A 16,975-nucleotide genomic window follows, 5' to 3' on the forward strand; every position below is an offset into this window, starting at 1 on the left:
CGGCGTGGCGGAACTCGGGCCGGGATTTAAGTGCTCGGCAAGCTTTGGCGTGCGATCCAGATGGCACAGGAGAACGCCGTGCGAGCGATCAGGGCAGGAACGGGTATCAGGAGCTGGCCGTCTTCGGCCAAGTTGTTGATTCTGTCCTCGCTGGTCGCGATCCTCGGCTTTTCGATCGTTTGCGGCAGCGTGATGCTCGACATGCGGCGCGGCGAGGAGACGCTGGCGCGGCGAAGCAACGAGAACCTCGCCACCACCCTGGATGCCGACATCGGCCGCACCGTCGAGGTCTACGACCTGTCACTGCGGGCCGTGCTGGCCGGCCTGACGATGCCGGAGATCGGCCAGGTCAGCCGCGAAATGCGCCAGCTGATCCTGTTCGACCATGCCGCGTCGGCTTCCTATCTCGGCGCCCTCCAGGTGTTCGATGCGCAGGGCAATCTCTCGATCGATTCCGCGGCGCTGCAGCCGGCCCGGCAGAACAGCGCGGCCGAAGAGTTCTTCAAGGTGCATCGCACGGATGGCGAACGCGGGCTGTTCATCAGTCAGCCGGCGCCGTACCGGGGCGGCACGGCGATCATGCTGAGCCGCCGGATTACCGACAGCGACGGCAATTTTGCCGGCGTGGTGGCCGGGGCCATCAAGCTTTCCTATTTCGACGACCTGTTCGGCCGTCTGCGGCTGAATGCCGACGAGCAAATCACGGTGGTCCGCCGAGACGGCGTTGCCATTCTGCGCGCGCCGTCGAATCCCGATTTCGACGGGCGCGACGTCAGCAAGGCCGCGGACGTGATGAAATTGCTGGCGCGGGCCAACGGATTCTATTCCGGGATCGGCGCGATCGACAGGATCAATCGGCTCTATGTCTGGCGCGACAGCGGCCGGCCGCTGGTGGTGATCGTCGCCAAGCCGTGGGCCGACATCTACGCGCGGTGGAAACAGCAGGCGCTGCGGATCGGCAGCATCATGCTCGGGCTTGCGGTGTTCATCACCGCGGTGACGCTGTTCTCGGCGCGCGAGATCGGGAGGCGCGCCCGCGCCGAGGACCGGCTGGAAGAACTCGCCACCACCGACGCGCTGACCGGTCTCCACAACCGCCGCAAGTTCGACACCGCGATCGATGCGGAATGGCGACGCGCGATCCGGCAATCGCGCCCGCTGGCCATGCTGTTGATCGACGCCGACCACTTCAAGCAGTTCAACGACACCTTTGGCCACCAGCCCGGCGACCAGGCCCTGGTCGCGATCGCCCGCTGCATCCAGGCGTCGGCGATCCGCGCCGGCGACTGTGCGGCGCGCTATGGCGGCGAGGAATTCGCGGTATTACTGCCGGGGGTTTCGGCCGACGAGGCGCTTATCGTCGCCGAGCGGATCCGGCTTCGTGTTGCGGCGCTGCCGGCCGATCCCGGCGCGCTGACCATCAGCGTCGGCGTCACCAGCATGGTGCCGCTGGTGACAATGGAATTCTGCGAGTTGGTCGAAGCCGCCGACAAGGCGCTGTACGCGGCGAAAGCCGCCGGCCGCAACCAGTCGATCATCGCGGTGCCACCGCATCTGCTGATGGCCGCGTAAATGTAGCTGTCATTTCGGGATACGGCAGACGGCGAAGCGTGATGGCGCAGACCTCAGCCACTCCAATTGGAGTGGCGGGGAATCTCGAATTGTTCTGAACATCTTGGGATTCCGGGTTCGCTCGCCGCTTGCGCGCTCGCGCCCCGGAATGACAATTGGGAGCTACTCTCCCAGATAGCGCTTCATCTCGGCGCGCAGGCCTTCGCTCAGATCGGGACGCTGCAGCCCGAAGGCGATGTTGGCGCGCAGGAAGCCGGGCTTGGAGCCGCAATCGTGCCGCTCGCCCTCGAATTCCACGCCGTAGAATGTCTGGCTCTGCGCCAGCTTGATCATGCCGTCGGTGAGCTGGATCTCGCCGCCGGCGCCGCGCTCCTGGGTCTCCAGGATCTTGAAGATCTCCGGCTGCAGGATGTAGCGTCCGGTGATCGACAAATTGGACGGCGAGGTGCCCTGCGGCGGCTTCTCGACCATGCCGTCGATGGTGAAAGCATTGTCTCGCGACGCGTGACGTGCGCCGACGCCGCAGATGCCGTATTGATGCGTCAGCGCCGTCGGGACTTCCTCGACGGCGACCAGGTTCGACTTGTCGCCGAGCTCATTGGCGATATCGATCATCTGCTTCAGACAGCCCGGCGAGTTGAGCACCAGCTCGTCCGGCAGCACCACGGCGAAGGGTTCGTTGCCGACCAGCTCGCGCGCGCACCACACCGCGTGGCCGAGGCCGAGCGGGGCCTGCTGGCGGGTGAAGCTCATCTCGCCGGCTTCGGGTTGGAAGCGTGCCAGCTCGGCAATTTCCTTGGACTTGTTGCGGCTCTTCAGGCTCTCGTCGAGCTCGAACATGTGGTCGAAGTGATCTTCGATGATGCCCTTGTTGCGGCCGGTGACAAAAATGAAATGTTCGATGCCGGCCTCGCGCGCTTCATCGACCACATACTGGATCAGCGGGCGATCGACGATGGTCAGCATTTCCTTCGGCATCGCCTTGGTGGCGGGCAGAACCCGCGTGCCAAGGCCAGCGACCGGGAAAACGGCTTTACGAATTTTCATCAGGGGGACTTTGCTTGACTTGAAGGAAGACGTGGAGGGAAACCGGACGTGCAGGCAAACGTAGATTGCCTGCGGCAGTTCCATTTGCAACCGGGAACAACGGCTAATCTGTGGTGCGTATCATCGCCGCTCGGGCTAACCTCACCATGCGGCGGATCAATATCCGATGGCATTAAGCCGATCGAAACCGCGACCGGGCCTGCTGTCGCCAGAATGTCATGGCTGGATTCCAAAATGAAAATGATTCGACCTGCCACTCCCGCGTTGCAACAAAGCCCGATCCGGAGGCGTGTGGGTCGCGCGGCGATGTGCGGCGTGCTATTGCTGGCATGGCCCGTAGCGGCGCAGGCGCAAGGCAGCCCGTTCGGCATTTTCGACATGTTCAAGAGCAACTCGCCGGCGCAGGCCGGGCCGCCACAGCCGGCCGCGCCGGGCGCCGTGCAACCGTGGACCGGCGAGGACGGCGCCTCCGGCCATCCCTTGATGACAGCGCAGGCCATTCGCGAGGCCGCGGCCAATTTCGACAATTGCGTCGCGGGCCTGTGGCCCGATGCCGCACGTCGCGGCATTTCGCAGGAGAGTTTCCAGCGCTTCACCCAAGGCCTGACGCCAGACCTGCGCATCATGGACCTGATGGATTCGCAGCCGGAATTCACCAAGGCGCTGTGGGACTATCTCGACATCCTGGTCAACGAAACCCGGATGGCCAAGGGTCGCGAGGTGCTGGCGCAGTACAAAACCATCTTCGACGCGGCCGAAAAGACCTACGGCGTCGACCGCTACATCATCGCCTCGATCTGGGGCATCGAGAGCAACTACTCGACGCAGATGGGCGACCGCAACGTGTTGCGCTCGACGGCGACATTGGCCTGCGTCGGTCGCCGCCAGGGTTACTTCAAGGACGAGTTTCTGGTGGCGCTGGAGATCCTGCACCGCGGCGACCTTCGCCCCGAGCAGCTGCGCGGCTCGTGGGCCGGCGCGTTTGGCCCGACCCAGTTCATGCCGACCGCCTTCAAGCGCTTCGCGGTGGACGGCGACGGCGACGGCCGCCGCGACGTGGTCGATAATCCGACCGACCTGATCTTCTCGACCGCCAACAATTTGAAGAAAGACGGCTGGCAGAGCGGGCAAAGCTGGGGCTATGAAGTCGTGCTGCCGGCCGGGCTCAATTATCTGCTGGCCGACAAGGCCAAGTCGATGACGCTGGCGCAATGGGAGGCGCTCGGGTTGAAGCGCCCCAACGGCCAGCCATTCCCGCGCCCGAATGAGAAGGCCTATTTGCTGGCGCCGGCCGGTGCCGGCGGGCCGGGCTTCCTGATGCAGCAGAATTTCCGCGTCATCATGAAGTACAATCCGGCCGAGGCCTATGCGCTGGCGATCGGCCATTTCGCCGACCGGCTGCGCGGTGGCCCGCCCTTCGTGCAGCCGTGGCCGCGCCAGGAGCGCGTGCTGTCGCGCGCCGAGCGGCTGGAGCTGCAGCAGCTGCTGGTGCAGCGCGGCTTCTACAAGGGAACGCCGGACGGTCAGTTCGGCGGCATGACCCGTGAGGCGCTGCGGGCGTACCAGGCCTCGATCGGGGCACCGGCGGACGGCTTTGCGTCGTCTGAGGTGCTGGAGAGGTTGCGCGGGAGATGACGTTACATGGCCGGGAACCCCTCGCGACCTTGGGGGTTACTGAGGCTGAGAATTCTCTCATGGAGTAACGAGATCATGGACAAGGACCGTTTCGCCGGCGCCGCCAAGGATGCCGCAGGCAAGATTGAAGGCGCCGTTGGCAATCTGACCGGCGATGCCAAGACCGAAGCGTCGGGCCGCGCCCGCGAGGCCGAAGGCACCGTGCAGAATCTCTATGGCCAAGCCAAGGACGCCGTTCGCGACGCCTCCGACGCAGCCGTGAGCTACGCCAAGGACGCTATCGACAGCGATGTCTATCGCGATGGCACTCAGGCCGTGAAGAAGCAGGTTTCTGACAATCCACTCGGCGCGCTGCTGGTCGCTGGTGGCATCGGTTTCGCTCTGGCGATGCTGCTGACCCGCCCGGCGCCGCGCCGTCCGAACCGCTGGTACTAAGAAGACAAGGCCGGTCGCTGACGCGGACCAGTATGGCTGAGAGCAGTCAAACCGGACCTTCGATCAAGCCCTCATTCTGAAAAGGATGGGGGTTTTTCGTTTCGCTACGGTCGAAAACCCACCGGAAGGCGATGCCAACCAGATGTCGCCGTCCTGTCGCTCTGGCCTAGCGCAGGAAAAAGCCCGGGGCTGAGGCCGAAGGGCCGCCATTGGCCGGACGCGGGCCGTTGCGCGACTGCGCTGCCGCCGGTCGCTGCGGCGGGGCGGGTTGCGCGCGGCGCGGCTCGTCGAAGCCGAAGAAGCTGCCGATGCCGGAAGGCGCCGGGGCGTCCATCGTCGCCACCGGCTTCGGCTTGGGCTTCGGTGCGGCGGGCGCCGCCGTGGTCGGGGCGCCTTCAGGGCCGGTCAGGCTCCCCGCGCTCAGGGTGGCGGGAGCGATGGCGGCGACCGGTTCGCCGCGGGCCTGTTCGCGGCCGACCTCGCGGCGCGGCCAGGCGAAGTCGTCGGCACGGCCGGCGGGGGCCGATAGCGGTTCACCCTTGACCAGGGTGCGCGATGCCAACGGGTCGGCCGCCACCGGGCGCACGCCGGGGCCGCCGAGCAACTGGTCGGTGCCGACGATCGAGGCCACCAGCGGCACGATCGGACCGGCAAGCGGACGCGGCGGCGGCGCACCGGGAACGGCTTTGGCATCGGGCGTCGCGGGCTCGCTGGGCAGCGCCACCGGGCCCGTGCGCGCCGCCATCAGCCGGGTAATCTCGCGCTCGACATAATGCGCCAGCTTGCGCGCGCCGGCGCGGGTGAAATAGACGCCGTCATAGGAGCGCAGCCGGCGGATCTGACCCTCGAAATCCGGCCCTTGCTGCAGAAAGCGGCCGCCTTCATCGACGAAGCCGTCCCAGACATCGACATAGGTGATCCCGGCCTTGCCGGCGGCATCGCGATACAGGCTGTTGAGGTACAGCATGTCGGCGGTGGCCTTGGTGCCGCGCACCGCGGGCAGCCCGACCCACAGCACCGGCACGCCCCTGGCCTTCACGACCGCGATCATCTCCTCGATCTTCTTGCTGTAGAGCTCGCCCCAGCGGTCGTCGCGGAAATCCACCACGCCACCGGCCGCGCTGCGCGCGCCGCGCTCGGGCGCCGCGATCGAACCGGGGTCGGCGATGTCCTGGCTGGAATCGGCATCGTCGCCGGGATTGGCTGGTTCAGAGGTGCCGTCGGGGCGGAGCTTGCCCTTCTTGTCGGCCTTGTCCGGCTCGCGGATGGCGATGCGGTCGTTGAGGCCGAGCATCACCACGATGGCGTCGGGCTTTTCGGTCGCCAGAATAGCCTTGGCGGCGGCGGCCCAGTCGGCCGGATCGCCCTTCGGCTGATAGCGCAGCAGGCCGGAGACGGTCTTGTGCTTGCGGATCACGCCCATGTCGGGCTGTTCCGAATAGGCGTCGTCGAGGCCATAGCCGAGCCAGTCGGCCATCGAATCGCCGAGCACCAGCACGTTGCGTTCCGCGGTCGAATCGCGGCGTTCAGAGGCTGGAGCGCGGGAATAATCTTCCCGGGGCGCTTGCCGCTTCGGCGCCTGCTGCTGGAACGGGGCGAAGAACGGCGTGTCGTTGCCGCCGAACCAGCCGAAACCGCGTTCGCGCTCCCGTGGCTGCTGGCGCTCCGGCGGCCCTCCGAATCCGAAGAACTGCGCCGAGGCCGGCGCCACGATGCCGAGCAACAGGGTGCCCGCGAGCACGACAACGGCGCTACGCGACAACCACGGCAAGTTCGGCTTCTGTGACATGCGCCTCGACCGCAACCGATGAGAGTTCCAAGCCCGTCTACACCCGGATTCAGGCCGCAAGCGGGCAGCCCGCCGCCATCAAACGCGGCCGGCGCGGTTCGTCAAGCGCGGATTGGCGGCGTGGTGAGCGGCACCGGCTACGCGCCGCGCCCGCCCCTCGGTAGGGGCCCTCCCTCACGCCGGGTCGAGATGGCTCTTGTAGTCGTCAAGCACGCCCTGCACGCGGTAGCAGCTGGCGGAGTCCGGGGTAAAGGGTTCCCAGCTTTTCAGCTCGACGACGTAAAGCGTGGAATCCTTAAGGCCGCGATTGTAGCCGGCTTCGATCTGCCGCCGGTCGGAAGCCGAGAGATAGCGATCGAGCGCCTTGCGCAGCGCCGCGGTCTGTCCCGCCGAGATCAGGTCGCGGGTTTCGCATTGCGTGGCGGCGGCGAAGAACGAGCCGGCGCTGATGGCGACCGCCTGCGGCATCGCTGCAGCAGGTGAAACGGCGATGAGAGTCATGGCGGCGCCCATGACGAAGCGGCCGGCGGTGCCGGTGACGAAAGAAATGAGCAAGGCGGGCCTTCGCGCGGGGAGTGCAGGACTGTTTACGGCATCAGGATGCCGAAGCATTCGTGCTTTTCTGTGATGGCGCGAAGCAGAGATTTATTTGTCCACATGCGTGGCGCTGTTCCCCTCTCCCCTTGTGGGAGAGGGTGGATCGAACCGCGAAACGGTTCGAGACGGGTGAGGGGGGCGCCACAAGCTCCCAGCCCAAAGCCCCCTCATCCGACGCGGGCTGCGCCCGCGCCACCTTCTCCCACAAGGGGAGAAGGAAGAAACCGAGTTCTATCTCGGCAGCGTCGTGGTTCCCATCAGCGCCTGATCGATCGCACGCGCGCACAGCCGGCCTTCGCGGATCGCCCACACCACCAGCGACTGGCCGCGGCGCATGTCGCCGGCGGCGAACACCTTGGGCATCGAGGTCTGGAAGTCGGTGAGCGCGGCACGGACGTTGCCGCGCGGATCAAGCTCCACGCCGAGCGACTTCACCATGCCCTCGTGGATGGGATGCACGAAGCCCATCGCCAGCAGCACCAGATCGGCCTTGAGTTCGAATTCGGAGCCCGGGATCGGCTTGAACTTGTCATCGACCTGCACGCAGTTGAGCTTCTCCACCTTGCCGTGGCCGGTGAAGCTCCGCGTCAGCACGGCGAATTCGCGGCGCGCTCCTTCGGCCTGGCTCGACGAGGTCCGCATCTTCAGCGGCCAGTTCGGCCAGGTCATGCCCTTGTCCTCATGCTCCGGCGGCGCCGGCATGATCTCGAGCTGGGTGACCGACAGCGCGCCCTGGCGGAACGAGGTGCCGATGCAGTCCGAGCCGGTGTCGCCGCCGCCGATCACCACGACATGCTTGCCGGTGGCGAGGATCTCGGCGCGCTCGCCGAGCGGCTCTTCGCCGACGCGGCGGTTCTGCTGCGGCAGGAAGTCCATCGCGAAATGGACGCCCGGCAAGGCGCGGCCGGGGATCGGCAGATCGCGGCCGGCTTCTGAGCCACCGGTCAGGGCCACGGCGTCGTATTTCTTCACCAGCTCGGCGGGGTCGATCGCGCCCGGCGTGTCGCCGCCCACGGGAGAATTATAGTGGAAGGTGACGCCCTCCGCTTCCATCTGCGCGACGCGGCGGTCGATGACGTGCTTTTCCATCTTGAAGTCGGGAATGCCGTAGCGCATCAACCCGCCGGCCTTGGCAAACTTCTCGTAGACGTGGACGTCATGGCCGGCGCGCGCCAGCTGCTGCGCGCAGGCGAGGCCTGCGGGGCCGGAGCCGACCACGGCAATGGTGCGGCCGGTCTTATGCGGCGCGATCTCCGGCTTCAGCCAGCCGTTCTCCCACGCCTTGTCGGCGATGGCGCATTCGATGGTCTTGATGGTCACCGGGTTGTCGTCGATGTTGAGCGTGCACGACGCCTCGCACGGCGCCGGACAGATCCGGCCAGTGATCTCCGGGAAATTGTTGGTTGAGTGCAGGTTGCGCGACGCCTCTTCCCAGTTGCCGTTGTAGACGAGGTCGTTCCAGTCCGGGATCTGGTTGTTGACCGGGCAGCCCGGCGTGCCCGGCAGCACCGAACCGGTGCCGTGGCAATACGGAATGCCGCAATTCATGCAGCGCGCAGCCTGGTCCTTCGTTTCCTTCTCGTCCAGCGGAATGACGAATTCGCCATAGCCCTTGAGGCGCTCGGAAACTGGCGCGTACTTGCGATCGTGACGATCGATCTCGAGAAAACCTGTGATCTTGCCCATGACGACTTACTGCCCCAAACGGTCTCTAGCTGTTCGTCATTGCGAGGAGCTCTTGCGACGAAGCAATCCAGCTCTTGCGGAGTTCGCGGCCTCTGGATTGCCGCGTCGCTTCGCACCTCGCAATGACGGCGAGTTTATTGTTGCGTGTTACGCCCCGATCGCGAGTTTCGGGATGGCGTTTGCTGCGGCCTGCAATTCCTTCAGGGCGCGGCGATATTCCATCGGCATCACCTTGCGGAATTTCGGCAGCCAGGTTTTCCAGTCCGCGAGGATCATGGCGGCCTTGGCCGAGCCGGCATATTTCGCGTGACGCGAGATCAGCACGTGCAGCCGCTCGATGTCCTCGCCGAGCAAATTGGCAAACACATCGACCTGGCCGCTGGCGTCGAGATCGCCGGTCTGGTGGAACGCGCCGGACTTGAGCATCTCGGCATCGACCACCGGTTCCAGTTCAACCATCGACATGTTGCAGTGCTTGTCGAAGCCACCATCCTCATCGAGCACATAGGCGACGCCGCCGGACATGCCGGCCGCGAAGTTGCGCCCGGTCTTGCCCAGCACCACGACGATGCCGCCGGTCATGTATTCGCAGCAATGGTCGCCGGCGCCCTCGACGACCGCGACCGCGCCGGAATTGCGCACCGCAAAGCGTTCGCCGGCGATGCCGCGGAAGTAGCACTCGCCCTCGATCGCGCCGTACATCACGGTATTGCCGACGATGATCGACTCTTCCGGCACGATGCCGGAATGCGCCGGCGGCCGCACGATGATCTTGCCGCCCGACAGGCCCTTGCCGACATAGTCGTTGCCTTCGCCTTCGAGATCGAAGGTGACGCCGCGCGCCAGCCACGCGCCGAAGGCCTGGCCGGCGGTGCCCTTCAGCGACACCTTGATGGTGTCGTCGGGCAGGCCGGCATTGCCATAGATCTTCGCGACCCGGCCGGACAGCATCGCGCCGGCCGAACGGTTGGTGTTGTTGATCTCGATGTCGATCTTCACCGGCGCGCCGCGGTCGAGCGCCGGCTGTGCTTGCGCGATCAGCTCACGGTCGAGCACGTGTTCGAGGTGATGATCCTGCAGTTCCGAATGGTAGATGGTCTGGCCGGGCAGCGCCTTCTGCTTGACGAACAGCTTCGAGAAATCGAGACCCTTGGCCTTCCAGTGCGACACCAGCGTCGACTGGTCGATCATCTGGGTCTGGCCGACCATCTCGTTGAAGGTGCGGTAACCCAGCGTGGCCATGATCTCGCGGACTTCCTCGGCGACGAAGAAGAAGTAGTTGATGACGTGTTCGGGCTGTCCGGTGAAGCGCTTGCGCAGCACCGGGTCCTGCGTGGCGACGCCGACCGGGCAGGTGTTGAGATGGCACTTGCGCATCATGATGCAGCCGGCCGCAATCAGCGGCGCGGTGGCGAAGCCGAACTCGTCGGCGCCGAGCAGTGCGCCGATCACGACGTCGCGGCCGGTACGGAAGCCGCCATCGACCTGCACGACGATGCGCGAGCGCAGCCGTTCGCGCACCAAGGTCTGGTGGGTTTCGGCGAGGCCGATTTCCCATGGGGAGCCCGCGTGCTTGATCGAGGTCAGCGGCGAGGCGCCGGTGCCGCCTTCGAAGCCGGCGATGGTGACGTGGTCGGCGCGCGCCTTGGCAACGCCCGCCGCGACCGTGCCGACGCCGATTTCCGACACCAGTTTGACCGAGACCATGCCCTCCGGATTGACGTTCTTGAGGTCATAGATCAGCTGCGCGATGTCTTCGATCGAATAGATGTCGTGGTGCGGCGGCGGCGAGATCAGGCCGACGCCGGGCGTGGAATGCCGCACGGCCGCAATCGTCGCGTCGACCTTGTGGCCGGGCAACTGGCCGCCTTCGCCGGGCTTGGCGCCCTGCGCCATCTTGATCTGCATCATGTCGGAATTGACGAGATATTCCGTGGTGACGCCGAACCGGCCGGAGGCGACCTGCTTGATCGCCGAACGCATCGAGTCGCCATTGGCCATCGGCTTGTAGCGATCCGACTCCTCGCCGCCTTCGCCGGTGTTCGACTTGCCGCCGATCCGGTTCATGGCGATCGCCAGCGTGGTGTGCGCCTCGCGCGAGATCGAGCCATAGCTCATCGCGCCGGTGGCAAACCGCTTGACGATGTCGGCGGCGGATTCGACCTCCTCCAGCGGCACCGGCTTGCGCTTTTCGTCCTCGGCGGTCTTCAGCTTGAACAGGCCGCGCAGCGTCAGCAGACGCTCGGACTGTTCGTTAAGGATTTTTGCAAAGGCGCGGTAGCGCTCCAGCGAATTGCCGCGCACGGCATGCTGCAGCGTCGAGACCGATTCCGCGGTCCAGGCGTGGTCCTCGCCGCGGGTGCGGTAGGCATATTCGCCGCCGACATCGAGCGCGGTCTTGTAGATCTGGATGTCGCCGAACGCCTCGGTGTGGCGGCGCACGGTCTCTTCCGCGATCTCCGGCAGGCCGACGCCCTCGATCTGGGTGTGGGTTCCGGTGAAGTACTTGGCGACGAACTCGGCCTTGAGACCGACGGCGTCGAAGATCTGCGCGCCGCAATACGACTGGTAGGTCGAGATGCCCATCTTCGACATCACCTTCAACAGGCCCTTGCCGATCGACTTGATGTAACGCTTCACCAGCTCGTAGTCGTCGAGCGGGGTCGGCAACTTGTCCTTCATCCCGATGATGGATTCGAAGGCCAGATAGGGGTTGATCGCTTCGGCGCCGTAGCCGGCGAGACAGGCGAAGTGATGCACTTCGCGCGGCTCGCCGGATTCGACGACGAGGCCGACCGAGGTGCGCAGGCCGGTGCGGATCAAATGATGATGCACGGCGGCGCAGGCCAAGAGCGACGGGATCGGGATACGGTCCGAGCCGGCCATGCGGTCGGACAGGATGATGATGTTGACGCCTTCGCGGACGGCGGCTTCGGCGCGCGCGCAGAGTTCATCCAGCACATGCTCGAGGCCTGCCGCGCCGAAGCCGGCATGGAAGGTGGTGTCGAGCGTGCACGAGACGAAGTGCGACTCGGCGACGTCGGAGATCGAACGGATCTTTTCCAGATCCTGGTCGGTGAGGATCGGCTGCCGCACTTCGAGGCGCTTGGTGCCGTCGGTGCCGCCCTTGAGGTCGAACAAATTGGGCCGCGGTCCGATGATCGAGACCAGGCTCATCACCAGCTCTTCGCGGATCGGATCGATCGGCGGGTTGGTGACCTGCGCGAAGTTCTGCTTGAAATAGGTGAATAGCGGCTTCGGCTTGTCGGACAAAGCCGAGATCGGCGCGTCATTGCCCATCGAGCCCGAGGCTTCCTCGCCCAGGGCCGCCATCGGCGTCATCAGGATGGACACGTCTTCCTGGGTATAGCCGAACGCCTGCTGCCGATCGAGCAGCGGCAGGTTGGAGCGCTGGCCCTTGGCGGGGGCGTCAGGCAGTTCTTCCAGCACGATCTGGGTGCTCTTCAGCCAGGCGGCATAGGGATGCATGGCGGCCAGCGAGGCCTTGATCTCGTCGTCCGGGATCAGGCGGCCCTGTTCGAGATCGACCAGCAGCATCTTGCCGGGCTGCAGCCGCCATTTGGTGATGATGTCCTCTTCGGGAATCTTCAGCACGCCCATTTCGGACGCCATCACGATGCGGTCGTCGCGGGTCACGAGATAGCGCGCCGGACGCAGGCCATTGCGGTCGAGCGTGGCGCCGATCTGGCGGCCGTCGGTGAAAGCGAGCGCGGCCGGGCCGTCCCACGGCTCCATGATCGCGGCGTGATATTCGTAGAACGCGCGGCGCTGCTCATCCATCAGGGGGTTGCCGGCCCAGGCTTCCGGAATCATCATCATCACGGCGTGCGGCAGCGAGTAGCCGCCCTGCACCAGGAATTCGAGGCCGTTGTCGAAGCAGGCGGTGTCGGACTGGCCCTCATAGGAGATCGGCCACAGCCGGCTGATGTCCTTGCCGTACAGCTTGGAGTGGATCGAGGCCTGGCGCGCGGCCATCCAGTTGGTGTTGCCGCGCAGCGTGTTGATCTCGCCATTATGCGCGACCATGCGGTAAGGATGCGCCAGCGACCAAGTCGGGAAGGTGTTGGTCGAAAAGCGCTGATGCACCAGCGCCAGCGCGCTCTCGAAATCATATTCGTGCAGGTCGGCATAATAGCTGCCGAGCTGGTCGGCGAGGAACATACCCTTGTAGATCACGGTGCGGCACGACAGCGAGCAGGCGTAATAGCCTGCGAGCCTCCGGTCGCGGCGCTGGTAGATGGCCTGCGAGATCGACTTGCGCAGGATGTAGAGCCGGCGTTCGAAGTCGTCTTCGGAGCTGATCGGCGCGTCGCCGCGGCCGATGAAAACCTGCATGTTGGCGGGTTCGGTCGGCTTCACGGTCTCGCCGAGCGAGGAATTGTCGGTCGGCACCACGCGCCAGCCGAGCAGCACCAGGCCCTCGGCCCGGATCTCGTCGGCAATGATGCCCTTGATGACCTGGCGCCAGGACGTGTCGCGCGGCATGAACAGCGCGCCGATCGCGTAGTTGCCGGGCTCGGGCAGCGTGAAGCCGAGCTCGGTCGCCTTGCGGGCGAAGAACTTGTGCGGGATCTGCACGAGGATGCCGGCGCCGTCGCCGAACCGCGGGTCGGCGCCGGTGGCGCCGCGGTGCTCCAGATTGCACAGGATGTTGATCGCGTCGGCCACGATCTGGTGCGACTTCACGCCCTTGATATTGGCAATGAAGCCGACGCCGCAGGCATCTTTTTCCTGCGACGGATCGTACAAACCCTCGGCCTCCGGCCGCCAGGTATGCAGCTCGCGCGGATATTGCTCGGTTTTGATAGCCGGGTCTTTCGACAATGCGTCGGCCGACAGCATGCCGGTTTCGATCGTCTGGCGCTCGTGCTTTGACCCGCTCATCTTCGTCCTCTCAACCCCGAAGGGCTTTGTACCCCCGAGGGGGCTCTACATCCTCGTCGGCGCACCTTGGGCGGTCGCGGAACCCGTCGCGAACCCTGCGGGGCCACCGCTCGCACGCCGCGAGCCTCGATTTCAAGAATTCAGGCGGTGGTGCCCATCGTCCCCGGCGGCCACCTCGCGCACTGTCGTCCTGGGCGCCGTCAATCTGCCCGCATATTTTGCAATCCCTGTGCCGGGATTGCCTCAAATTGCGACAGCTATGCTGTCATAACTCTGACCTTGCCAAATTTTTTTCTATCATACAAGCGCGCGCGAGTCAGGGCTTGCAACGTTCCGTATCGGGAATTGCGTTCGTTTCCGGATGGCGAATTGTCCGGCAGCGCCCTGTTCCAGCCCGCGTAGGGTCCCCCGACCGCCCGAGGTCGGCCGTATCGCGGCCCATTTCAACGCACAGCTTGCGGCTCGTTCGCATGGCACCGGGGTATCGGCGCCGGCGGCGAAGCGGGCGCGTCCAGGGGAAGGGCAGCGTTCGGGCGCGGGGGCGTCAAAGGAGCTTGCGATGAAACTGTTCATAGGATGGGTGGCGACCGCGGGCGTGCTGGTCACCACCGCCGCGGAGGCACAGGTGCCGGCGCCGTACCGGCTGGGCATGGGTGCCGCGGTCACGGTGTCCGATGTCGGCGGTCCCTATGCGGCGCTGCCGCCGGACCTGCCGCCCGGTTACGGCCCGTCGCGCTATGCGCCGGTGCCTTACACGCTGTCGGTGCTGCCGCCACGGGAGATTTTTGCCATCGCGCGCGAGACGGGATTTGAGCCGCTCGGCGTGCCGCAGCAGCGCGGCCTGGTCTACACGCTGTCGGCGATCAATGTGGACGGCGAGGATGGCCGGCTGGTGATCGACGCCCGTACTGGCCGCATCCTGCGCTTCATGCCGGCCTATCGCCTGCGGGACCGGATGGGCGAGGAGACCGTCGTCACCTACGGACCGGCGGCGGCGATGCCGGAACTGCCGCAATATCGCCGTCCGCAGCCGGGCGTACCATCTCGCGAAGGCGCCGTGCCGCGCGAGGCGGTCCCCCGGGTCGCCAGCCGGACGCCGGCTGCCGTGCCGCTGCCGAAGAAGTCGCCTGCCAAGGCCGTGGCTACGCCGGCCAAGCCGGTTACGCCGGCGGTGCCGGTCGCAGTGACGCCGCCGGTTGCGGCGCCGGCCGCGCCTGTCGAGCAGCAGGCGGTCGTGGCACCCAAGCCGGATGAGTTGCGGGTGATCCCGATGACGGCCACACCGCCGGCCGCGACCGAGACGCCGGCCGCTCCCACGGTTGCTGCACCGGCGACCGAGGCGAAGCCGGCTACGCCGCCCGCCGCTGAGGTCACCCCGGCCGCGCCGCCAGTGCAGGGCGTCGAGTAGAACCAGCCTCGCCGTGCGCTTCTTCCTTCTCCCGTAGTGGGAGAAGGAAGCGCGGACGAAGTCCGCGACGGATGAGGGGGAGCTGCGGGGTTCGGAGCTTGCGGCTACCCCTCACCCGACCGCGCTGGCGCGCGGCCACCCTCTCCCACAAGGGGAGAGGGAAGAATGCCTCCGGGCTTCGGATGAGCTCACGGTAATAAAAAGCGCCCCGGTTTCCCGGGGCGCTTCGATGTTACGCAACTTCAGCCGACAGCCATCCGCTTACGCAGCGACCTTGCTGGCCGAACCATCCACCACCTGCGGGGCCGAGACGGCGCTCGTGGTGCTGATCGGAATGCTGCGCGGCTTCTTGGCTTCCGGGATCTCGCGCACGAGATCGACGTGGAGCAGGCCGTTCTCGAGCGAGGCGTTCTTGACCTGCACGAAATCGGCGAGCTGGAAGGCGCGCTCGAAGGCGCGGGCGGCGATGCCGCGGTAGAGTACCTCGGCCTGCGGCGCGGCGTTCTCGTTGGCGGCCTTCTCGCCCTTGATCGTCAGGGTGTTTTCCTTGGCGACGATGGAGAGCTCGTTCGGCGCAAAGCCGGAAACCGCGACGCTGATGCGGTAATCGTTCTCGCCGGTGCGCTCGATATTATAGGGCGGATAGCCCGGTGCGCTGGTATCGGCGGCGCGACCGGACTGGTCGAGCAGCGAGAACAACCGATCGAAGCCGACGGTGGAACGATAGAAAGGGGTGAGATCGTAAGTGCGCATGATAGTCCTCCATTGAGCGACTGTTGAATAACCCGCCCGCCAAATCGGGCCGGGCCTGCTTTCGTGCAGCCTAGATCAGGCCTGCACGAAGGTGATATGGATGGGTCAAGGCGGTCTTCAAGATCGTCCGTCCAAAATTTTTGTTTCCCTCCATCCCCTTGAAATTCTGTCGATTTCACCACTGGTCCCGCTCATGACGCTCGTCTCGATCCCGGCCAATCCCGTCCCCGACAGCGTCGTGTCCGGCACCATCACGACGCCGGACGGCGTCGATTTGCGGTTCGCGCGCTGGCCGGCGACGTCCGGTCGCCGCGGCACGGTCTGCGTGTTCTCGGGACGCGGCGAATGTATCGAAAAATACTTCGAGACGGTGCGCGACCTGCGCGACCGCGGCTTCGCGGTGGCGATGATCGACTGGCGCGGCCAGGGCCATTCGGCGCGGGCGCTGCGCGATTTTCGTAAAGGTTACGTCCGCAGCTTCAGCGAGTTCGAAATCGACGTCGAGGCCTTCGTGCAGCAGATCGTGCTGCCGGATTGCCCGCCGCCTTATTTCGCGCTGGCGCATTCGATGGGCGGCGCGGTGATGCTGCGCGTGGCGCATGCCGGCAAGCGCTGGTTCGACCGCATGGTGCTGTCGGCGCCGATGGTCGATCTGCCGGGCAGCCGCACCTCTTTCGCGGCGCGCGCGCTGCTGCGGGTGATGCGGCTGACCGGGCAGGGCGGCAATTATGTGCCGGGCGGCGGCGCATCATTGGTCGGCACCGCGCCGTTCAACGGCAACCAGCTCACTTCGGATGCGCTGCGCTACGCCCGCAACGCCGCGCTCTACCAGGAAGATCCGACGCTCGGCATCGCGTCGCCGACGGTGGCCTGGGCCGATACCGCCTTTGCGGCGATGCACGGCTTTCGCGCGCCGGACTATCCGGCGAGGATTCGGCAGCCGATCCTGATGATGGCCGCCGGCAACGACACGGTCGTGTCGACCGCGGCGATCGAGGAATTCGCCTATCATCTGCGCGGCGGCGCGCATCTGGTGATTCCCGGTGCCCATCACGAAATCCTGCAGGAGCAGGACCGTTTTCGCGGCCAGTTCTGGGCGGCATTCGACGCCTTCGTGCCGGGTACGGCGGCGTTTACTTAAGGAGCAT

11 protein-coding genes are annotated in these 16,975 nt (G+C 65.8%); 5 read left to right on the top strand and 6 right to left on the bottom strand.

Annotated elements, in window-relative coordinates; genetic code table 11:
• Window positions 1-78: 78 nt before the first annotated feature.
• Window positions 79-1,572 carry a sensor domain-containing diguanylate cyclase gene (locus FIU28_RS04305; protein WP_246660863.1) on the top strand — a complete coding sequence of 498 codons (1,494 nt, stop codon included), beginning with the start codon at window positions 79-81 and terminating at the stop codon, window positions 1,570-1,572.
• A gap of 162 nt (window positions 1,573-1,734) precedes the next feature.
• On the opposite strand, the gene FIU28_RS04310 is transcribed toward FIU28_RS04305, so the two are convergent.
• Entirely contained in the window at window positions 1,735-2,619 is an 885-nt protein-coding gene (locus FIU28_RS04310; protein ID WP_143571836.1) for a UTP--glucose-1-phosphate uridylyltransferase, read from the bottom strand.
• 306 nt (window positions 2,620-2,925) lie between these two features.
• Here FIU28_RS04310 and FIU28_RS04315 point away from each other — a divergent pair, with 306 nt between their 5' ends.
• Both FIU28_RS04315 and FIU28_RS04320 read left to right on the top strand, forming a co-directional pair.
• Entirely contained in the window at window positions 2,926-4,254 is a 1,329-nt protein-coding gene (locus tag FIU28_RS04315; RefSeq protein WP_143576023.1) for a lytic murein transglycosylase, read from the top strand.
• 75 nt (window positions 4,255-4,329) lie between these two features.
• Window positions 4,330-4,689 carry a CsbD family protein gene (locus tag FIU28_RS04320; protein WP_143571837.1) on the top strand — a complete coding sequence of 120 codons (360 nt, stop codon included), beginning with the start codon at window positions 4,330-4,332 and terminating at the stop codon, window positions 4,687-4,689.
• Window positions 4,690-4,855: 166 nt separating this feature from the next.
• Here FIU28_RS04320 and FIU28_RS04325 read toward each other — a convergent pair whose 3' ends face one another.
• From FIU28_RS04325 to gltB, 4 genes are all read right to left on the bottom strand, one after another.
• Complete coding sequence (locus tag FIU28_RS04325) at window positions 4,856-6,478, bottom strand: SGNH/GDSL hydrolase family protein (protein WP_143571838.1); 1,623 nt, start codon at window positions 6,476-6,478, stop codon at window positions 4,856-4,858.
• Window positions 6,479-6,652: 174 nt separating this feature from the next.
• Window positions 6,653-7,033, bottom strand: a complete 381-nt coding sequence (locus FIU28_RS04330) for a hypothetical protein (RefSeq protein ID WP_246660864.1) — start codon at window positions 7,031-7,033, stop codon at window positions 6,653-6,655.
• A gap of 273 nt (window positions 7,034-7,306) precedes the next feature.
• The gene (locus FIU28_RS04335) at window positions 7,307-8,761 is read right to left on the bottom strand and encodes a glutamate synthase subunit beta (protein WP_143571839.1); all 1,455 of its coding nucleotides are present in this window, start codon (window positions 8,759-8,761) and stop codon (window positions 7,307-7,309) included.
• A 147-nt stretch (window positions 8,762-8,908) separates the two neighbouring features.
• A complete protein-coding gene (gene gltB / locus FIU28_RS04340; protein WP_143571840.1) occupies window positions 8,909-13,666 on the bottom strand; it encodes a glutamate synthase large subunit in 4,758 nt (1,585 codons plus the stop codon).
• A 559-nt stretch (window positions 13,667-14,225) separates the two neighbouring features.
• Here gltB and FIU28_RS04345 point away from each other — a divergent pair.
• Window positions 14,226-15,074 (top strand): hypothetical protein, encoded by an 849-nt coding sequence (locus FIU28_RS04345; RefSeq protein ID WP_143571841.1) that lies wholly within the window; start codon window positions 14,226-14,228, stop codon window positions 15,072-15,074.
• 261 nt (window positions 15,075-15,335) lie between these two features.
• On the opposite strand, the gene FIU28_RS04350 is transcribed toward FIU28_RS04345, so the two are convergent.
• Window positions 15,336-15,827 carry an Hsp20 family protein gene (locus FIU28_RS04350; RefSeq protein WP_143571842.1) on the bottom strand — a complete coding sequence of 164 codons (492 nt, stop codon included), beginning with the start codon at window positions 15,825-15,827 and terminating at the stop codon, window positions 15,336-15,338.
• A gap of 193 nt (window positions 15,828-16,020) precedes the next feature.
• Between FIU28_RS04350 and FIU28_RS04355 the strand changes: the two genes are divergently transcribed.
• Window positions 16,021-16,968 carry an alpha/beta fold hydrolase gene (locus FIU28_RS04355; RefSeq protein WP_143571843.1) on the top strand — a complete coding sequence of 316 codons (948 nt, stop codon included), beginning with the start codon at window positions 16,021-16,023 and terminating at the stop codon, window positions 16,966-16,968.
• Window positions 16,969-16,975 lie beyond the last annotated feature (7 nt).

Source organism: Tardiphaga sp. vice154, assembly GCF_007018645.1.
In the GTDB taxonomy this organism is placed as follows: domain Bacteria; phylum Pseudomonadota; class Alphaproteobacteria; order Rhizobiales; family Xanthobacteraceae; genus Tardiphaga.